The 18135-nt window shown below is 60.3% G+C and carries 13 protein-coding genes; 1 reads left to right on the forward strand and 12 read right to left on the reverse strand.

The window, feature by feature from the left end; translation table 11 throughout:
* Positions 1-182: 182 nt before the first annotated feature.
* Positions 183-1217 carry a LacI family DNA-binding transcriptional regulator gene (locus BBOU_RS05180; RefSeq protein WP_026503095.1) on the reverse strand — a complete coding sequence of 345 codons (1035 nt, stop codon included), beginning with the start codon at positions 1215-1217 and terminating at the stop codon, positions 183-185.
* 533 nt (positions 1218-1750) lie between these two features.
* A complete protein-coding gene (locus tag BBOU_RS05185) occupies positions 1751-2098 on the reverse strand; it encodes a family 1 glycosylhydrolase (RefSeq protein WP_026503094.1) in 348 nt (115 codons plus the stop codon).
* Positions 2099-2288: 190 nt separating this feature from the next.
* Between BBOU_RS05185 and BBOU_RS05190 the strand changes: the two genes are divergently transcribed.
* Positions 2289-3005, forward strand: a complete 717-nt coding sequence (locus BBOU_RS05190; protein ID WP_202961015.1) for an SGNH/GDSL hydrolase family protein — start codon at positions 2289-2291, stop codon at positions 3003-3005.
* A 493-nt stretch (positions 3006-3498) separates the two neighbouring features.
* Here the strand turns inward: BBOU_RS05190 and ilvC are convergent, their stop codons facing one another.
* From ilvC to BBOU_RS05245, 10 genes are all read right to left on the reverse strand, one after another.
* Positions 3499-4551 carry a ketol-acid reductoisomerase gene (gene ilvC, locus BBOU_RS05195; protein ID WP_026503093.1) on the reverse strand — a complete coding sequence of 351 codons (1053 nt, stop codon included), beginning with the start codon at positions 4549-4551 and terminating at the stop codon, positions 3499-3501.
* Positions 4552-4919: 368 nt separating this feature from the next.
* Entirely contained in the window at positions 4920-6275 is a 1356-nt protein-coding gene (locus tag BBOU_RS05200; RefSeq protein ID WP_026503092.1) for an MFS transporter, read from the reverse strand.
* A gap of 1708 nt (positions 6276-7983) precedes the next feature.
* Positions 7984-9588 carry an MFS transporter gene (locus BBOU_RS05205; RefSeq protein WP_026503091.1) on the reverse strand — a complete coding sequence of 535 codons (1605 nt, stop codon included), beginning with the start codon at positions 9586-9588 and terminating at the stop codon, positions 7984-7986.
* Between the two features lie 76 nt (positions 9589-9664).
* On the reverse strand, positions 9665-11176 hold the full coding sequence (gene gtfA / locus BBOU_RS05210; RefSeq protein ID WP_026503090.1) for a sucrose phosphorylase: 1512 nt from the start codon (positions 11174-11176) through the stop codon (positions 9665-9667).
* A 183-nt stretch (positions 11177-11359) separates the two neighbouring features.
* On the reverse strand, positions 11360-11662 hold the full coding sequence (locus BBOU_RS05215) for a DUF1653 domain-containing protein (RefSeq protein ID WP_051616811.1): 303 nt from the start codon (positions 11660-11662) through the stop codon (positions 11360-11362).
* 525 nt (positions 11663-12187) lie between these two features.
* Positions 12188-13531: a chloride channel protein gene (locus BBOU_RS05225; protein ID WP_026503087.1), complete on the reverse strand. Its 1344-nt coding sequence runs from the start codon at positions 13529-13531 to the stop codon at positions 12188-12190.
* A gap of 140 nt (positions 13532-13671) precedes the next feature.
* Positions 13672-14763, reverse strand: a complete 1092-nt coding sequence (locus BBOU_RS05230; protein ID WP_026503086.1) for a LacI family DNA-binding transcriptional regulator — start codon at positions 14761-14763, stop codon at positions 13672-13674.
* Positions 14764-14945: 182 nt separating this feature from the next.
* Positions 14946-15311, reverse strand: a complete 366-nt coding sequence (locus tag BBOU_RS05235; protein WP_081815535.1) for a fluoride efflux transporter FluC — start codon at positions 15309-15311, stop codon at positions 14946-14948.
* Positions 15311-16192: a fluoride efflux transporter FluC gene (locus tag BBOU_RS05240; RefSeq protein ID WP_051616809.1), complete on the reverse strand. Its 882-nt coding sequence runs from the start codon at positions 16190-16192 to the stop codon at positions 15311-15313. Before BBOU_RS05240 ends, BBOU_RS05235 begins: the two co-directional genes overlap by 1 nt.
* Positions 16193-16460: 268 nt before the next feature.
* Positions 16461-17702, reverse strand: coding sequence for an ABC transporter substrate-binding protein (locus BBOU_RS05245; protein ID WP_026503084.1), 1242 nt, complete (start codon positions 17700-17702; stop codon positions 16461-16463).
* Positions 17703-18135: the final 433 nt, after the last annotated feature.

The following is an 18135-nucleotide window of genomic DNA, read 5'->3' on the forward strand; positions in this document are numbered from 1 at the left end:
AAGACAATGCGGGCGATTCGGCGTATACCGACCCATGCACAGCAATGGGGCATCGACATGCAGCCGACACCACGCCATGCCGCTCCTTCAGCCCCGACTCCCCCTCTGCTTCTGCCGACGCTAACAACCATCTCGGCGTCGGCAGAAGCAGATGCCGGTTTAGGTTCGGGCTCGGGGCTGGGTCAGGCCTCGATGTGCAGGGCTGCGGTCGACCCGCGGGTAACCACGTGGTAGTTCGGCTCGAGTTGGTTGTCCACGTGCTTGCCATCGATCATCGCGTACAGCATCGGGACGATTTTTTCGCCGAGCTTCGGTATGTCACGGGCCAGCGCGGTCAGCGACGGCGTGGTCGCTGTGCACATGTAGGAATCATCCCAAGACATGAGCGACAAATCATCCGGCACGCGCAATCCTTTGGAAAGCGCCACATGCAACCCCTCGACCGTCATCACGTCGTTATCGTAGACAATCGCGGTGGGCGTGTTCGGCAGCGAGAGCAGACGTTCCGTGCATTCGCGGCCTTCTTCGGGCAGATAATCGGAATGCAGGCAATCGTATGCCATCGCATAGTTCGAGGTTTCCTCGTTGAATACACGGTCGCGGATGTACGTGTGCCCGAACCGTTCAGGGCCGGCGACACGCGCGATATGCCGGTGCCCCAAATCATGCAGATATCGTACGATTTGACGGGCGCCGTCGGCATCATTACTGCTGACGGTGGTCAACGTGCCGGAAACCGAGGGGTCGGAGAAGACGAGTGCGGGAACCTCGGGATGCTGCTGGTACAGTTCGACGCGGGCATCGCCGATTTCCACGTTGAAGATGAGCACCGCATCGACGCTTCCTGCGGCAATCCAATTACGATGGACCCGAAGCGCTTCAGTCTCATCACGGGCGAAGCGCAGCAGCAACGAATAGTCTTCTTTTTCGAGTTCGACGCCGATGCCAGCGAGCAATTCCATGAAGTAGGGCTCGGCGCCAAGTAATTTGCTGCTGGCGGTCATGACCACGCCGATGCTGTGCGTTCTTGCCGCGGACAGCGCCTTGGCCGCGCTGTTCGGCTTCCATCCCATGGAGTCGGCGACTTCCAGCACCCTTTTGCGGGTTTTCTCGGAGACGCCGGGTTTACCGTTTAATGCGTACGAAACCGCACTGTTCGATACACCTGCGGCCTTCGCGACATCAGTGATGGTGACTTTGGACTTCGCGCTTGCCATGTCCCGCGGTCTCCGTTTCTCTTTGGTCTTTGCACAGGAATCAGCACTGAAATTTCAGTGTATCTTGATGTCGCGTCAACACACCGACGCATCAATCTGCGAACCGTTTCAGGTCACAATCGCGCGATGCGGAATCGCATCACACATGACAAGACGGATCGAGATCAGGCGGAATGGCGGAATACCGCGATTCCCGATTCCCAAGATTCCCCTCCACCGCATCCGGACTCCTCCACAACTGCGAAATCAGACGCTGAAATGAATCGTATGGAAAAGATACCAAGGAACCCGGCAGGCGCGCGGCGTCCGTAGAGATGAACAATCGTTGGGATTCCGCCGTTCTCCTCTCAAGACGAATCCACAGCCGCCCACGGAAACCACCCCACCCCCTCCACACCCGGCGAATCAGGTGTGAATCACGGCGCGGGCCGCCGGCGCGGAAGAGACGCATCACAATCAGCCAGCGGCCTGCCTGCGCCGGGAAGCCCCTCAGCGCAGGCAGACACAGGGCAACCGGCTGCGCCCCGTCATGCTTATTCCTCCGGCAGTTCTCGGCTGGCAATCACCTTGCGATACCAGGCGAAACTGTCCTTGGGCACGCGACGGCAATCCGCGTCATAGTCGACGCGCACGATGCCGAAACGTTTCGTGTATCCGTGAGCCCACTCGAAGTTGTCCATCAGCGACCACAGGAAGTAGCCTTCGACCGGCACGCCCGCACGGATCGCCTTGCCGACTGCCCCCAGATGATGCTTGAGATAGTCGATGCGGTCAAGATCATGCACGGCGAACGTGCCGTCGGCGTTCTGGGCTTCGGCATCATCCCACGCTACGATTCTGAACCGATTAAGTTCAATGATATACCAATTCGGACACGACACACGACAGCGGTTCCGTCAACGTCGAAGCCGACGGGGCCGTCCGAAAAGAGACAATCGGCATATCTCGTATCATCCCGCACGATTCCCCGTTCCCCCGCGTGCGTTGACCCTGCCGTATCATGACGCCGAAGCGCCTGCGCCAGTGCACACGGGGGCTTCTGGGCTTTCGTGAACGTAGCAATCATCGTGTATGACTACTGATATGGGTTGTACAATCATCACCTATCCGGCTGAATTGCACCATGGAACAGACGATCAGCCGGGCAATGCCGCGTCCTACGATTTCAACGCGATCAAGCCGATTCCGGAGACACTTTGGCAAGGCAAGACGTTGGGAATCCTCGGGTCGTCAGTGGTCTACGGTGCGTGCTCGCTGGCGGACGGACCGGGCGAGTATATCGCGCGGCGGCTTGACATGCGTCTGGTCAAGGAAGCGGTCAGCGGCACCACACTTGCCGATATCGACGACGGCTCCTACGTACACCGGCTGGAAACGCAGCTTCCCGCGAGTTTGCCGATTGATTTGTTCATCTGTCAGCTGTCCACGAATGATGCGTCGCGTGGCGTGCCGCTAGGTGAGGCCGGTAATGGTGACACCCGGACGGTGGCCGGAGCGTTGGAGCATATTATTGCCGTCGTGCGCGAACGTTGGGACTGCCCGCTCGTGTTCTTCACCGGCGCGCACTTCAACAGTCCACGATATCAGGCGATGGTGGATCTGCTGGTTGCGCTGCAACGACGGTGTGGCTTCGGGATCATCGACTTGTGGCATGATGCCGGATGGAACGCGATCCCCGATGATCGCCGGGCATTGTATATGCACGATCCGGTGCACCCGACCCGTGCCGGATACCGCGATTGGTGGGGCCCCGAAATGGTCCGCCAGCTGCTTGAGATCACGCGCTGACCGCCTGCAATGTCCTACCCTCCGAATCCGCCAAACCGACGAGTGATTCCCATGGTGCGGAAAGGATACCAAAGGCAGTGAGGCCAGGGTCGGATACCCCGGTAACCGAAGAACGGCGGAATCAAGCCATTCTGATTCATCAGGCACACCTCCACAACCATGCCGGGTGCCCGCAATCCTCCACACCAGCGGAATCGCGCATCGAAGCACATCGTGTGGAAAAGATACCGAGGGGAATACGGCCGAGTCGAAACGCCCGGAGGAACGCAACACGCACTGCTCCTCTTTTCTGCTTCTGCCGACGCTGAGCCCCTTCTCAACGTCGGCAGAAGCAGAAAAGAGGGCGTCCAGAACCATGCGGATGCTCCATACCCCAGCCACCGTAATACGATGAGGCCGCCGCCCGGACGAACCGGACGACGGCCTCATCGATGATACAAACGCTATGCGGAACCTCGACTAGCCGATGAAGCTACCGAAGCGCCGCTCGCAATCACTGCACCTGGGTACGAGCGATCTTGCCGTTGAAGGACTCAGTCATATCAGCGTCAGCATCCTTCTGGTTGTTCCAGGAGAACATAGCGCGCAGCTTCGGGCCAACGGTCTCGAGGTGCGGGTGAGAGTACTCTTCCTGCAGCTTCTTGAACTTCGGGGCGCCAGCAGCCTGATCGTCCATGAACTCCTTGGCGAAGGAGCCGTCCTGAATGCGCTTGAGCTGATACTCCATGCGCTTCTTGGTCTCCTCGTTGATCACGGTGGAGGTGTAATCGCCATACTGAGCAGTGTCGGAGCAGGACCAGCGAGCCTTGTTCAGGCCGCCCTCGTTAGCCAAGTCGACGAGCATCTTCAGCTCGTGGAACACCTCGAAGTACGCGATCTCCGGCTGGTAGCCAGCCTCGGTCAGCACGTCGAAGCCCATGTCGCACAGGTGGTTGATGCCGCCCATGAGGACATCCTGCTCGCCGAAGAGATCGGTCTCGGTCTCTTCCTTGAAGGTGGTCTTGATGGCGCCAGCGCGCAGAGCGCCGAGAGCCTTCGCGTAAGCCAGGGTGATGTCCCAGCCGTCGCCGCGAGGATCCTGCTCGACAGCCACAACCACCGGGACGCCACGGCCGTTGGCGTACTCACGACGCACAATGTGGCCCGGGCCCTTCGGGGCGACCATGAACACCGGGTGATCCTCGGTCGGCTTGATGTAGCCGTAGTGGATGTTGAAGCCATGAGCGAAGGCCAGTGCAGCGCCCGGCTTCAGGTTCGGCTCAACCTGCTCCTTGTAAACCTTGGCCTGGTACTGATCAGGCAGCAGGATCATGACGATGTCAGCCTCGGCGACCGCGTCCGGCACGGACTTGACTTCGAGGCCCTGCTCCTTGGCATAGTCCACGGACTTGGAGGTCGGACGCAGGCCGACGACGACGTCAACGCCGGAATCGCGCAGGTTCAGCGCGTGAGCGTGGCCCTGGGAGCCGTAACCGAGAATGGCGACCTTCTTGCCATTGAGCACGGAGAGATCCGCATCCTTCTCATACCAGATAGTTGCTGCCATATGTAGCACTCCTTGTTTTGGGAAAATCCCTTGCCGGCTTGCCGCCGGCCCTTTGCTTGTAACTTCTGCAAAAAGGATTTTGTCCTTGATTGATGCCCATCATACTAGAATCGCTCCCCCGATTCGGGCGCGTTCCATTAGTTGAACATCTCTCGGAAACTTTTTCGCCAGCCACAAGCGGATTGATGGTTGAACCCCGGACCGTGGCCCGGAACCGTGGCGCGACGGGCAAAACCGGCCGTCACACCGCGGAACCGCACCGCAATCCGGAACGGAATCGATATTCAGTTATGCATCTTCAGTTATATGAGTGATATGAAACGCATCCAATGGGATCGCAATCACAGCGTCCATTGAACGCCAGCACGTCACTTCGTGAAGTCGGCATCCTTCGTCTCACGGCAGCTGAGCACCGCGACCAGGCAGCACACAGCCATCACGCCGAGATACAGGCCGACCGAACGCACGCCCCAATGATGGGACAGCCAGGTTGCGATCGTCGGAACGAACGCGGCGCCCACGATCGCGGCGAGATTGTAGCCGATGCCAGAACCCGAGTACCGCACATTCGCATCGAACAGTTCCGGCAGGAACGCGCCGATCGGGCCGAACGCGATACCCATCAGAGCGAAGCCAACGCACAGGAACAGCTCCACCTGGAAGAAGTTGCGATGACCCATAAGCAGATACGGGAACACCAGTGCGAACACCACCAACGCGACCGACGAAAACATGAGCACGCGACGACGACCGATCCGGTCCGCATACACGCAGGACAGCACGATGAACAGCGCGAACACGCAGATGGCGATCATCAACATGAGCAGATACTCACGGTTCGTGAAGCCGAGGCCGCCACCACCCTGGGCTACAGTCTTCGTGCCCCAAGCGAGCGACCAAGTGGCGAGCGTGTAGAACAGCGTGTAAGTCACAGCGACGATGAAGGTCGCCTGGATCACCTGGCGCCAGCTCTTACGGAACACCTCAGTCAGCGGGGACTTGACCACCTTGTGCTGCTGCTGGGCGAGACGGAAGACCGGAGTCTCCTCCATCTGAACGCGCACGACAAGACCGACGATCACCAGCACGCTCGACAGTAGGAACGGCACGCGCCAGCCCCAAGAGACCATCGCGGCGTTATCGTTGAAGCTTTCGAGCAGGAAGTACGTGCCGTTCGACAGGAAGAAGCCGATCGGGGCGCCCAGCTCCGGGAAGGAACCGTACAGGGCACGCTTATCGGCGGGCGCGTTTTCGGTCGCCACCAGCGCGGCGCCGGACCATTCGCCGCCCAGTCCGATGCCCTGGACGAAGCGGCACAGGCACAGCAACGCGACCGCGGCGATGCCCCACATGTCATAGGTCGGCAGGCAGCCGATCAGGAAGGTGGCGATACCCATCGTCAACAGGGACACAACCAGCGTGGTCTTGCGCCCCATGCGATCGCCGAAATGGCCGAAAATCAGGGAGCCGACCGGACGAGCGATGAAGGCGATGGAGAAGGTGAGCAGCGACATCAGCAGCGCGACCGTCGGGTTGGTCGTGTCGCTGAAGAACACCTTCGGGAAATAGTTCGCAGCGGCGGTGCCGTATGCGTAGAAGTCATAGAACTCGATGGCTGTGCCGACCATGGAAGCGGCAATGACGGTGCGAACCGAATCGCGCGTCATCTGTTCCACTTTGCCGGCGGCCTGTTGTAGGCCAGTCGTCTGTTCGACTGCTGTCATGATTGCTCCTGGATTGCTCCTGGATGTGCCGACGTTATTCGCGTGCGACACGATTCCATCTGTTATGTTCTGAGCTGGATGCTGGTTGCGAATCTGTGTTTGTCCTTGTGGGATGTGCAGCGCAACAAAAAAGCCCCGCGATGCATGCAGGGCGAATGATTTTATCCGGCCCCGCATTCGTCAGCGGGGCTCAGCATGTACCGAATCAGTCCGCCAACGAAGACGGGCTAATAATTCGTGCGGAAACTCGCAGTGTACCGTTCATCGTGGCGTCCTCCTTTCGGTTCTCCTTGGGATGTGTTCCCAACTGGGTTGTAACCATAGGAGGGTTCGCCCGCCACAAGGAGGCGATGTCCACTATGTGGACATATCGGGAAGTCTGTAATTTCAACGGGTCAAGCGTTTGACTTCGATAGGTGTCAGGGTGTTGGTGGGGTGAGTGGGGTTGGATGGGGGGGAGGTCGGATACAGTCGGCTGCGGATGTGGATGCGGCCGAAGGTAGTAGAAACGGTCGGGCACGGGAGATTGCGACGAATTGATCGGCATAGGCATAATCTCCCGGGAGAACAGTGAAATTGAGGCAAGCCCCGCAAGAACTCCCAACGAAATCGTTGGAATCATGCGGTTCACAAAATCAGGCCGCCGGGAGTTTAGCGTCAAATCGACGTAAACGCGATAATCTTCCACAACCGATTCCGTCGGTATGCGGGCGACCGCGGATTTCCAACGCTCTCAATCAGAGGCCAATCCGCAGCAATGAACGATTGACACGCGCCCGGGGAGTTCTTCCACGCGATGAAGGAATCCGTGCAAACTCCCGCAGCAGCCAAATCATCAACATGCTCAGACCTGATTTCGCCACGAATCGTCATAGATCGCGCCCGCCTTACAAACCGGTTACGCGGAGCCGGCCGTCAGCGTAACCGGTTTGTGTGAGGATGAACGAGACTGCCACAATTGCACGCACCACGATACGGGCCCGCATCAGCGACGGGTGGCGCCGCAATTGCACGCCACCACGATTGGCCGTCACACACCTGCACGACCGGCATGAGACAGGGGCAGATGCACCTGTGAATCGATTCTGCCGGCCTTCAGCTCTCAATGCGCAATCTCAATATCTCAGCGAAACGTCGAAATCAGCAAGATTTTCAGAAAAAACTCTGAAAAACTCCGACGGGAACGCAAATCCGAGATTTATTGAGATTCTATGGGCCAGCCCGCACGAATGAGGCGCCATCACATCGTTGATATTCCGCGGTTCTCAAGAATCCGCCATCGCTGTGAGGACTCGCCAGAATCTGAAAATCTCGCGAGAACATGTCCAGACGCGAGATATTCGGAAAAATCTCTCAATATCTCGCGACAGAAGGGCGAATCCGAGAGTTTTTCAGAATCCAATCTGAATATCTCGCCAAATCGGAGGGGGCGCTGCGGTCGCAGGCGTGCCGGGATGCCTTCACCTGCACAGCCAGTGCGAAAACGCAAGCGGCCGGGCACCTGTTTCGCCCCGCAATGAGGGGAACAGGCACCCGGCCGGCACATCGCATCCATCGCGCGCATCACACACGCTCAGGCGTTGCGAGGCTTTGCGAGACGGCGCAGCCACACGCACTAGCACAAAGCGCGCTGCCCGCAACCGAACGTTCAAAATCCGCCACCGTCGTCGAGCCACACGCACTTGCGCAGGGCAAACCGCCCGCGGCGTCACTTCACTTTCTTGATACGCATGATCAGGTAGGCGGCAATCAGCACAATCGCGATCGCCACGATGAACACCACGCGATAGGCGGACGGTGGGGTAGCCGTTACATGATGCATGCTCTTGGACACGCTGATAATCGACGAGGTGAACACCGAGCCGATCACCGTGGACAGCGTATTCGCGAGGTTCAGGATACCCAGATCCTTACCCGCTTCCTCCGGATTCGGCAGCACGGACACGTTCAGCGCCTGGTCGATCGCGTTGTACACGCCGTAGCCGAGACCTGCGACCGCAGCGAACAGCAGCATACCGGTGCGGGTCGGAATCAGCAGCGGCATGAGAATGCCGACGGCGAACAGGCAGCTAGCGAGCGCGACCGGCAGCTTGCGGCGGCCGATCCTGTCGGTGATCGGACCGGCGGTCAGTGCGGCGATCAGCGACACGACCAGCGTGATCACGCCCATCACGGCGATCAGGGCGTTCGCGGAATCCTTCGCACGCGGCTGGCCCGCGTAGATGTAATCCTGCGAAATGTAGAACAGGTAGCTGTTGATCATCCAGTAGCCGCCCATCATCAGGGTGCGGCCCACGAGCGCGAAGTAGAAGTCAGGCGCGTGGCGCGGCGGGCGGAAGTTCATAAGCACGGACTTCGCGGTGATTTCCTCGCGCTTCTCGTTCTTGTTGGATTCCTCACGCGGCCAGATGATAACCGTGATGATGCCGATCAGCGCGAACACCGCCGCACCGATCAGCCAGCCGAGGGTCACACCGGAAGCACCGTGATCATTCAGACGGGCGCCGACCACATTGCCGAGCGTCTGTCCGGCGGCGATACCGGCGCCGTAGAAGCCGGAAATCGTACCGCGGACCTTGTCAGGCACGCGGTCGGACATGGTCGCCACGAACGGGGCGAGCATGATGTTGTAACCCAACTGGGCGCAGCACCACAGTACGAGGATCGCGGGGAAGCTGTGCTGTGCGATGGCAATCAGGCCAACGGACAGGCCAGCGACCAAACCGCCGATAACGATCCACGGGGTACGTTTGCCGAAGCGGCTGCGCGTCATATCGGACAGCGTGCCGAAAATCACGTTCGCCAGCAGCGCGACGATGGAGCCGACCGCGTTGATGGTGCCGAGCATGGATTCCTTGGTCGCCGGGTTGATGTTCTGCAACACCTGCGGCAGGATGATTGCACTCAACGCGACCCACGGGATGGCGCAGGCGACGGCGCTGAGCGTGAAACCGACGCCGAGACGCACGATTTCGGTCTTTGACGGACGGTGGCCGTCGGCGCTGACCATCGGGTCACGCATATCGTTGAACGCCGAGTTCGGGTCGAGCACGGCCGCGTCCACGGAACTGGCCATCGCAGTGACAGGAGTACCGCTTTCCGCGAGCATGCGCGTCTCCTGCACGCCTACGGATGCCGCGGAATCCTCGCCCTGCGGCTTTTCTGGGAGCGGGACGGCGAGACGCTCCACAGCGCTTTTCTGTTCTGGTGTCAACGCCTTGTCCAAATCGGGACGGTCATCGATGCCGGGGCGGATGTACCCGTTGCCGGGCTTCTGACCGGCAGCGCCGCCGGTCTCATTGTTGTTGCTCATGGCAACCCCCTTTGGTTATGCGATGCTTGCCGTCGGGCCAGAGCTGGTGTTCCGGCCCGACGGCAAGCATCTTCTCTTAGTCGACCGTCGGCGGGTCTGCCAGCAGGTCGTCGGTTTCGTGGTCGCCGGTCGGATCGGTCCAGCGCAGCGTGCACACGGAAGCCTGATTATCCATGCCCAAGCCGCGCTTCGGCTCGAACGTGAGGCTTGCCGCCGTGGTCTCGCCCTTCCAGCTGAAGGTCAGCGTGTCACCCTCATTGCCGAAGGTGAACTCGCCGTCGAACGCGTCAAGCTGATTGCGCAACCGGCACAGGGCGTTCAGCGCCTTGACGACCGGACGTTTGAGATTGCGGTCAATCTCCTCCACGGAATAGTAGTGACGGTTGATGTCACGCCCGACATTCGTGCGATGCAGCAGCTCCATGTCATTCGCCCCTGCGAGCGCGCCGACATAGTACACTTGCGGAACGCCGGGCAGGAAGAACTGTACGGCTCGTGCGGCGAGGTAATGCTGGTCGTTGCAGCCGAGCGCCGAATAGTACGTGGAGTTGACCTGGTAGAGGTCGAGGTTGCTGGCGGCGGCACCGGTCGCGGCAAGGGATTCGCCGTGGGTGTTCTTGTGGATGGTTTCGACGAGCTGGTCGACTTCCTCGTCGGGCACGAGGCCTTTAAGGCTGCGGTCGAGCTGGTCGGAGCCGATGTCGATGACGCCGATGCCGTCATGCGTGTCGAGTACGGTGACCGCGTTGTTCGGGCGCACCTCGACCCAGTGGGCGATCGGTTCGGTTTTGCCGGTGGTCAGGGCGTGCAGCAGCAGGCCGGGGATCGCGAAATCGTAGACGCGGTCGACCTTGTTGGCGATGGCGACCTGCTTCTTGTAGTAGGAGTGCACTTCGATGAGGGTTTCCAGCCCGCGGGATTCGGCTTCCGCTTTGATCCGGCCGATGAGATCGAAGGTCTTGGGGGTCATGAAGCAGCTGGTCTTGGCTTGCTTGGCGCCGTAGCCGACCGCATCGAGGCGGATGTAGCTGACATGGCTGCGGGACAGCTGGTCGAGAATGGACAGCAGGTAATCCCAGCCTTCCTTGGAATCGGTGTCGATATCGACCTGTTGCGGGGTGAAGGTGGTCCACACGAGGCGGGTCTTGCCGCCCCACGTGTAGTGGGTGAACGGCAGGCCCGGGCGCGGACGATAAATGCCGGCCAGATCCTCTTCGGTCGCGCCGTCGGGGAAGACGCTCGACATGGTGAGGAACATCCCATAGTAGGGGCTGTTTTCGCCACGCTTCATGACGTCTTGGAATTGCTTGGATTCCCAGGACATGTGGTTGACGATGGTGTCGACCATGATGTCGTGCGTTTTGGACAGCTCGGCGATGTCATCCCATGTGCCCAGGCGCGGGTCGACTTTGGTGTGGTCCACCGGGTCGAAGCCGGCATCGGCGCCGTCATAGGGGGTGAAGAATGGCAGGATGTGCACGCCTTCGTACACGCCGTTGAAGCGGGTGCGCAGGATGTCGGTCATGGATGCGATGGTGCCGTCCCCCAGCCGGTCGGCATACGTGATGAGTTGGACTTTGTTCTTCATTGGTCCTCCTTTGGTGCCAAACGCAGAACACTTTCAGTGTAGCGGGTTCCTGGTGGTTTTTCTTGGATTTGGCGATTCGAATCGCCGTCCGCGGATCACTTTCGAACGCGTATCGAACCGGTTCGATATTGTACACGACGGAATCATGCCGACACCACGCGACACGCGGTCTGTGGCAAGAATTCAGCGATGATTCGCACTGGGGACATCCTCAAGTTCGAATCGGTAGCGCTGTCGGACATCGGGATACTTCGCACGATCGACCTCGCCGGCGAACATTTCGAGCGGGCGCACCCACAGCGAGCCGTCATCATATAGTTTGCGATAGATGACCACCGGCAGGCCGGATTCAGAATCCGTGGCGAAATCCTCCACAAGGTACCGGTCGCCCTTGAAATGGCGGTAGATGCGGCCGCGGAGGATGCGGCGCGATTGCGCGGGTTCAGTTCGGGGACGGGTGTGTTGGCTGTTGGTATTGCTGTCCATGAACCGCATCGTACACGGGCGGACGGCAATCCGACGACAATGATCATGGCATGAAATCAAAGCCGCAGAATATCAACGATTCATTGCGCGGCGCATGGTTGCTGTTCCAATACCGTGCATCTCAACATTCGATTCCACAGATGCGGACGCATGCGTCCAGCGGCAATTGGGGACTTTACGCCGAGACAGACTGCAAATGCGTAAAGTCCCGGCTTTTCGCGGGAGATTAGCGCGATTCGACCGATTCGCGGGAGAACTCCCAACAGCCCGATTTTGCGAGCCGCATGATTTCAACGATCTCCTTGGGAGTTCTTGCGAAACGGGGTCGAACTCGACAATTCTCCCGGGAGATTATCATCGTACCGACGGATTCGGCACAATCTCCCGCTTCCGACAGGAAGTCAAGGGGAATCAGCAAATCAACAACCGTGAGTCCCGGTTCAATCCGTCATCATCGCACTCAACCTTCTACCGACACTGCCAGCAGTCTCAGCGTCGGCAGAAACAGTGAAGGCGAGACAGCCGTCAGCGGCGAGTACGGGCAGCAATACCGGCCAGCGGGTGCCACACGTCGAGGCGCGACATGAGTACTTGGCACACCAGCGCACTCACCGCGACCGCACAGCCCGCAGGAACGAACAGATTCACCGGCGCGGCGGCAAGCTCCATCACCAGACACGTCGCCATCAGCGGCGCCTGTTGGGACGCAGACAACAGCGCGCACGCGCCGATCAGCGCATACACGGCGAGCGTATTCGTGTGGAAGCAGGTCATCCACAGTACGCCGAGTATCGCCCCCATCGATGCACCAAGCGAAATACCCGGTTGCAGTACACCACCCGAAGCACCCGAGCGGATGGTCAGCAGGGTCAGCACGGCTTTCGCCGCGAACGAGAGCAGCAGCCCCGGAATCACTGACAGTTCCACCGCGCTCGAGAATCCCAGCTGCCCCAAGGCACGCCCGTTGCCCATGAGCTGGGGCAGCCAGATGGCGGCGACACCGGTGAGTGCTCCGGCAAGCGGCATGGTCCACAGCAACGTGACACCAGTGGATTTATACGATTCCGCCCATACGGAGCCGCGACGGAACAAGGCGCCGCACACTCCGCACACCGCGCCGGCGATCAGTGCGAATCCGATGAGATCCGGCGTGAACAGCGCACTGACACGCCCCAAATCATAGAAAGTATGCGTGCCTTTGACCAGTGACGCCGTCCACGCGGCCAAAGCAGAGCCGCCGAATGACAACGCCACCGTTTCCAAGCTGATGTCACGCAGCAGGATTTCCGCGGCGAAGAACGTTCCCGCAAGCGGCGCGTTATAGACACCGGCAAGACCAGCCGCAGCCGCAATAGCGACCAGCGTGCGCGTATCCCGCTTACCGAGACGAATCAAACCAGCGAACCGCTGGCCGAGCAACGCGCCCAACTCGCGCGGGGCGACTTCACGGCCGATCGAGGCGCCCGAACCCACGATGAAAATCTGTAGCATCACATGCACCACGGTCTGCCATGTAGGCATGCGCGAGCCGCCCACCGCCTGTTTGACCGACGGCACTTTTGTCGTACGCGTGCGCAGCAGCCACCAGATCACCGCGGCCACAGACAACCCAACGAACACGGACACCGCACGCCGCCACGCGGGCACCGCAAACGGGCCGGGAGCGGAAACACCCTCCACATAGCCGAGGAACACGTGTTCCACGCCGTACAGCATCAGCGTAAGCAGCCCCGCTGCGACACCGGCGAGCGCAGATGCGACCGCTGTCGCCAGGGCGAGGCGTGTCAGGCGCTGTCGCCCGGCATCATCGGCTTTCGCTGACGCTTCGGCGGGAAGTGCGGTTGGCACATTGTTGCCTGTTGGTGTCATGTCGTCTCTTTCGTCTGGCTGAATCGAATCCGACTGGACCGGGTCCGGCGATTCCGTATTCATCATCGGCGTATGCGACGACGGGCGGACGCGGCACGAATGCGCGGCATGAGCGACGGGAGGACCGCCCCAGCAGGCTGCTAGGCGGCAGACCGGGTGGTGTCGCCGATACGTAGGGATACCGGCACGATATCGATGTCCGCGGGTTTGGCTGTGTTGCCGTCGCCACCATCACTGCCGTCGCCCCTGTCACCGGCAAGATTGATGGCATCGACGATATGTCCGGCAAGCTGTTCGGCGAGCGTGTCGAAATCCTGCTTGACGACGGTCAGTTGCCGCCCCGCGCAATCCGCGAGATATGTGCCGTCATAGGCGATGATTTGCAGGTCTTGCGGCACGCGTATCCCACGCGACAACGCTTCCCGCACCGCGCAGGCGGCGACGACATCCGAGCCGACAATCGCGTCAACGGACGGCATGGTGCTGCCGCCGCTACGGGCGTCCGACTCGATGCGGTCGAACAGTGCGTGCACAACCCGTGTGCAGCCCGCGACGTCCGAAACCGCGCCGGATTCCACGTATTCGTGCCGGATGCCGGCGGCATCGCACTGCTGTTCCAATGTTTTGAAATACCGGATTGTGGGGAACGTGGTCGCGCCGTCGCCACGGTCGTCGAACTGTTTGCACGGGCCGCCGACCAGCACCGCGTGCCGCGATCCGGTGTCGAGAAGCTGCCGGGCGATCAGCTGTCCACCTTGCTCATGGTCGGATCGCACGGCCGCGATCGTATCGCCCAGCACACGGTCGAAAGCGACGATCGGGCGGCGGATTGAATCCCAATACTCTGCGGGATGCTCAGTATGCGCGGCCATGATGATGCCATCCATCATGTGGCGGCGTAGGCGGGCCACATACTCCGCTTCACCGGTGTCCGCATCGTCTGTGGCGCATAGCAGCGTCTGGAGGTTGCGCTGCGATAATCGGCCTTGCAGAGCGGAGACCAGCGTCGCGAAGAACGGGTGTCGCAAGGTCGGCACGATGACGCCGACCATGCCGGTACGGCCGCGGTACAGGTTGCGCGCCAACTCGTTGGGAATATAGTCGAGTTCGCGCATCGCCTGTTCGACCCGTTCGCGCATCTCATCCGAAACGTAGCCGGTAGCGTTCACGACGAGTGACACCGTGCTCACTGACACTCCGGCTCGTTTGGCCACGTCACGCATAGCAACCATGTCCTGCTCCTCACGGTTTCCTGTCTGCGCTGTCTCCCATCGTCGGGGAATCCATGCGCAAACGCGGCTTGTTTCAGCGTCCCGCTATGGGCGCTGTATGGCATTGTACTATCGAAACGGTTCGACTTCGAATTCGAGCTTACGAGACCGCACGCACTATCCGGTGACCACTATGGCGACCACTATCTGGTGACGGCGACAAGCCCCCATCCGGCCGCCGCACACACCAACGGCACCACCATGCTCATCAGCGCGTACGAGAACGCCAGCCACCAGCGACGATTCCGCGCCAGCGACACCATTTCGCTGACCGCAGCCGAAAACGTTGACATACCGCCCAAGAAACCGGCGACGAACATCAAGCTCGTCGCCTGATCCACCGTATGATACACGTACCCGGCCGCCGCCATACCCGCGCAGAACGAGGCGATCACATTGACCAGCAGCGTCGCCAGCGGGAACGCATGATGCCACCAGCGGCGGATCGACACGTCGAAAATATAGCGGACCATCGTCCCCAGTCCGCCGAACACGCAAACCAGCAGCATCAGTGCACCTCCCCGGTCACGGGATCAGGAACCATCGGGATTTCCGCGGTGATCGGCGTCGGCTCGAACGACACCGGCATGCCATCACCGGCACCGGAGCCCGCGTCCGCGGAACCGCTGTGATTGGCCGTCACAGGAGGATTATCGGACGATGATGAGCCGTTCTGCCAACCGCTTTTATGAGCCGGTCCGACCCCAGGGGACATCCGCCGCATCGACTGCGCCGCACGGGACGCCGTGAACACGTGGGCAAGACACACGCCCGCAATACAGCACAACACGCCACCCACCATGCTGGCAAACATGTACGAAACCGCCATCCACGGATCGTGGGCGAGAATATCATGCAAGCCTTCCAACATCACCGTCGACATCGTCGACAATCCGCCGCACAAGCCCAATCCAAGCCCGCGACTCGTCAACTGCCGTACACGCCGGCGAAGCCACGACGCGGACGCCATCGTTTCCGTCAACAAGGAAAACAACAGGCAGGCGACCATATTCGCGACAAACGTCGCCACAGGGAAGCCTGTACCGTGAGCCGGCCACAACGCCGACAGCCCGTATCGTGCGGCAGTACCGACGAAACCGCCGACGAACACCACCAGATACACCAGACCGTCAGCCAACGGGTTGAACTGGGCGCGCAGCTTCTTGATCGGGGCCAGCGAAATCTGCGGAGGGTTCGGCGAGGCGGCCGCCCCGACAGGACCAGCCTCCGGCTCGATTCGTTGAATCGCCAACGTCTCAGGTTTTGGCTCACGCGCAGGCGTCGAACCGATACCACCGGGGGCGTCCACCGCCGCGGCGGCACCGTCCCCATCCGGGGTGACACCGTCTGCGTCCGGGACACCTACGTCCCGTCCCTCATGTTTTGTCATCTGTCACTCCCAAACAATCCACTGCAGGCATCGCCCGCCGTTCTTACTCGCACTGCCGCACCATACGGCAATCCCCCATGGTACCGCAACCATCGGTCGCGCGGCGGCACAGCCCACCCACCACACACGCCTTCCCGGATAACACACTGCACCGCGAGCGTGACAAACACCGCAAACACGACAAACCGGTGTCGCAAACGATTGCACGCTTGCGACACCGGTCATCGATGCTCCGTCACATCAGACGGAACGGGGCGTCCCCCATCGGTCACGACACTTTGCCTGACTGGGCGTGGTCGAACACCGGCTTGTTGTCCTCACCGAACTTGTACACGCCGATATTCGCGGAGCTCGGATCATGGTTCTTGTTGAACGGTCCGATACCGGTCTGGCCGACATATTCGATATCTTTGCCATCCTTCAGCAGTGCCACGCACTCCTTGTAGGACTTGCACTTCGTGCCGCCGTTTGCGCCGGAGACCGCCAGGAGGTTCTTCTGGATGGTCTCACCATCGGTCTTGCCGCCCTTCTGAGCAGCGAGCGCGAACAAGATCACGCCATCATACGTTTCGGCCGCATACGTGTAATCCTTGACGCTGCTTTCCATGGACTTGACCTTCTTCTGGAAGTCCGCGCTCGCATGAGCACCCGGAATCGTGCCGGTCACGCCTCTGAGCGTGCCCTTGTCGAACGTGCCGGAGTAATCGGACGTATTGCCGTCAACCAGATACAGTTTCGTGGTATCGACGCCTTGGGCAATCATCTCCTTGATCAGCGGCTTGGTTTGGTCGAAGGCGATGATGGCGATGGCGTCAGGGTTGGACGCTTTGATGGTCGACACAAGCGAAGAGAAGTTCGTCTCAGTCGGGTCGAAGGCCTGATCCTTGCCGTAGACGACATCCACACCGGCAGCCTCAGCGGTTTTGGCGATGGTGTCGCGCAAGCCGGTGCCGTAATCATCGTTGAACGAGGCGATGGCGAGCTTCTGCACGCCATCCTGCGCGATGACGCTGCCCAGCACCGCGCCCTGTACGCTATCGGGGGCGACTGTGCGGAAGAAGTACGGGTCGACGCCGGACAGGCTTGCGGATGTCGCGCCCATGGAAATCAGCGGAACTTTGGCTGCGGAAATCTCCTTGTACACGTTCTTGACCACGGAGCTGGACGCCGGGCCGATAATCGCAGACGGCTTCTTGGACAAGACCGACTGGGTGCCGGACGTATTCTGATCGGCATGGTCAGCGTCAGACGTGTCGGCGCTCACCGACGTGGCTTTCTTGCCGAGTACGCCGCCGGCATCGTTGATATCCTTGAGCGCGAGCTTGACCGCGCCCTCCTCCTGCGGGGACATGTAGGCCAGCGAGCCGGTCTGCGGGAACAGCGCGCCGAGTACGAATCCGCCGTTCGAACTGCTGGACGCCGAACCGCTTGATGACGAGGAGCCGCAACCGGACAGCGTCATGGTCAGCGCGGCGACAGCGGCGGTCGCACACATCAGTGTGCGTTTCATTGATTTGTGTGGTGATGTTGCGTGTCGCATGATCAGTTTCCTCTCTCCCATGCTGATTCATTGCTACGAAGCGGGCGATTGGACATTACGGTGATGCAACCAATCGGGGCTGATTGCTTCGTTTACCCGAGAATCTAAGCGGGATTTGCAACACGAGCGTGTGCCGGATGTTTCCTCGCGGTGACATGCGAAAACAACAGGAAATGTTGCGCAATCAGGCATGCGGGAACGCGGGAGATCCGGGCGAAATCACGAGAAGGCGGATAATCTCCCGGGAGTTTATCCATCAAAACGGGGTCCGGCGATAATGTGACAAGAGAAACGCTGAAATACCAAGGCACCCAATATCGGACCGATGGGAGTTTACGCGCCGAACCGCGAATCGCGCGAAAAATCCCACGATGATGGGCCGCACCCCGGAACGCCAGGGCAT

The sequence above is a fragment of the Bifidobacterium boum genome (genome assembly GCF_000741535.1).
In the GTDB taxonomy this organism is placed as follows: domain Bacteria; phylum Actinomycetota; class Actinomycetes; order Actinomycetales; family Bifidobacteriaceae; genus Bifidobacterium; species Bifidobacterium boum.

Bases quoted from the DNA above. Each gene is read 5' to 3' on its own strand.
- ilvC (WP_026503093.1), bottom strand. From the start codon at position 4,551: ATGGCAGCAACTATCTGGTATGAGAAGGATGCGGATCTCTCCGTGCTC.
- BBOU_RS05240 (WP_051616809.1), bottom strand. From the start codon at position 16,192: ATGACAAAACATGAGGGACGGGACGTAGGTGTCCCGGACGCAGACGGT.
- BBOU_RS05205 (WP_026503091.1), bottom strand. From the start codon at position 9,588: ATGAGCAACAACAATGAGACCGGCGGCGCTGCCGGTCAGAAGCCCGGC.
- BBOU_RS05245 (WP_026503084.1), bottom strand. From the start codon at position 17,702: ATGAAACGCACACTGATGTGTGCGACCGCCGCTGTCGCCGCGCTGACC.
- BBOU_RS05225 (WP_026503087.1), bottom strand. From the start codon at position 13,531: ATGACACCAACAGGCAACAATGTGCCAACCGCACTTCCCGCCGAAGCG.
- BBOU_RS05230 (WP_026503086.1), bottom strand. From the start codon at position 14,763: ATGGTTGCTATGCGTGACGTGGCCAAACGAGCCGGAGTGTCAGTGAGC.
- BBOU_RS05190 (WP_202961015.1), top strand. From the start codon at position 2,289: ATGACTACTGATATGGGTTGTACAATCATCACCTATCCGGCTGAATTG.
- BBOU_RS05200 (WP_026503092.1), bottom strand. From the start codon at position 6,275: ATGACAGCAGTCGAACAGACGACTGGCCTACAACAGGCCGCCGGCAAA.
- BBOU_RS05180 (WP_026503095.1), bottom strand. From the start codon at position 1,217: ATGGCAAGCGCGAAGTCCAAAGTCACCATCACTGATGTCGCGAAGGCC.
- gtfA (WP_026503090.1), bottom strand. From the start codon at position 11,176: ATGAAGAACAAAGTCCAACTCATCACGTATGCCGACCGGCTGGGGGAC.
- BBOU_RS05215 (WP_051616811.1), bottom strand. From the start codon at position 11,662: ATGGACAGCAATACCAACAGCCAACACACCCGTCCCCGAACTGAACCC.
- BBOU_RS05235 (WP_081815535.1), bottom strand. From the start codon at position 15,311: ATGCTGCTGGTTTGCGTGTTCGGCGGACTGGGGACGATGGTCCGCTAT.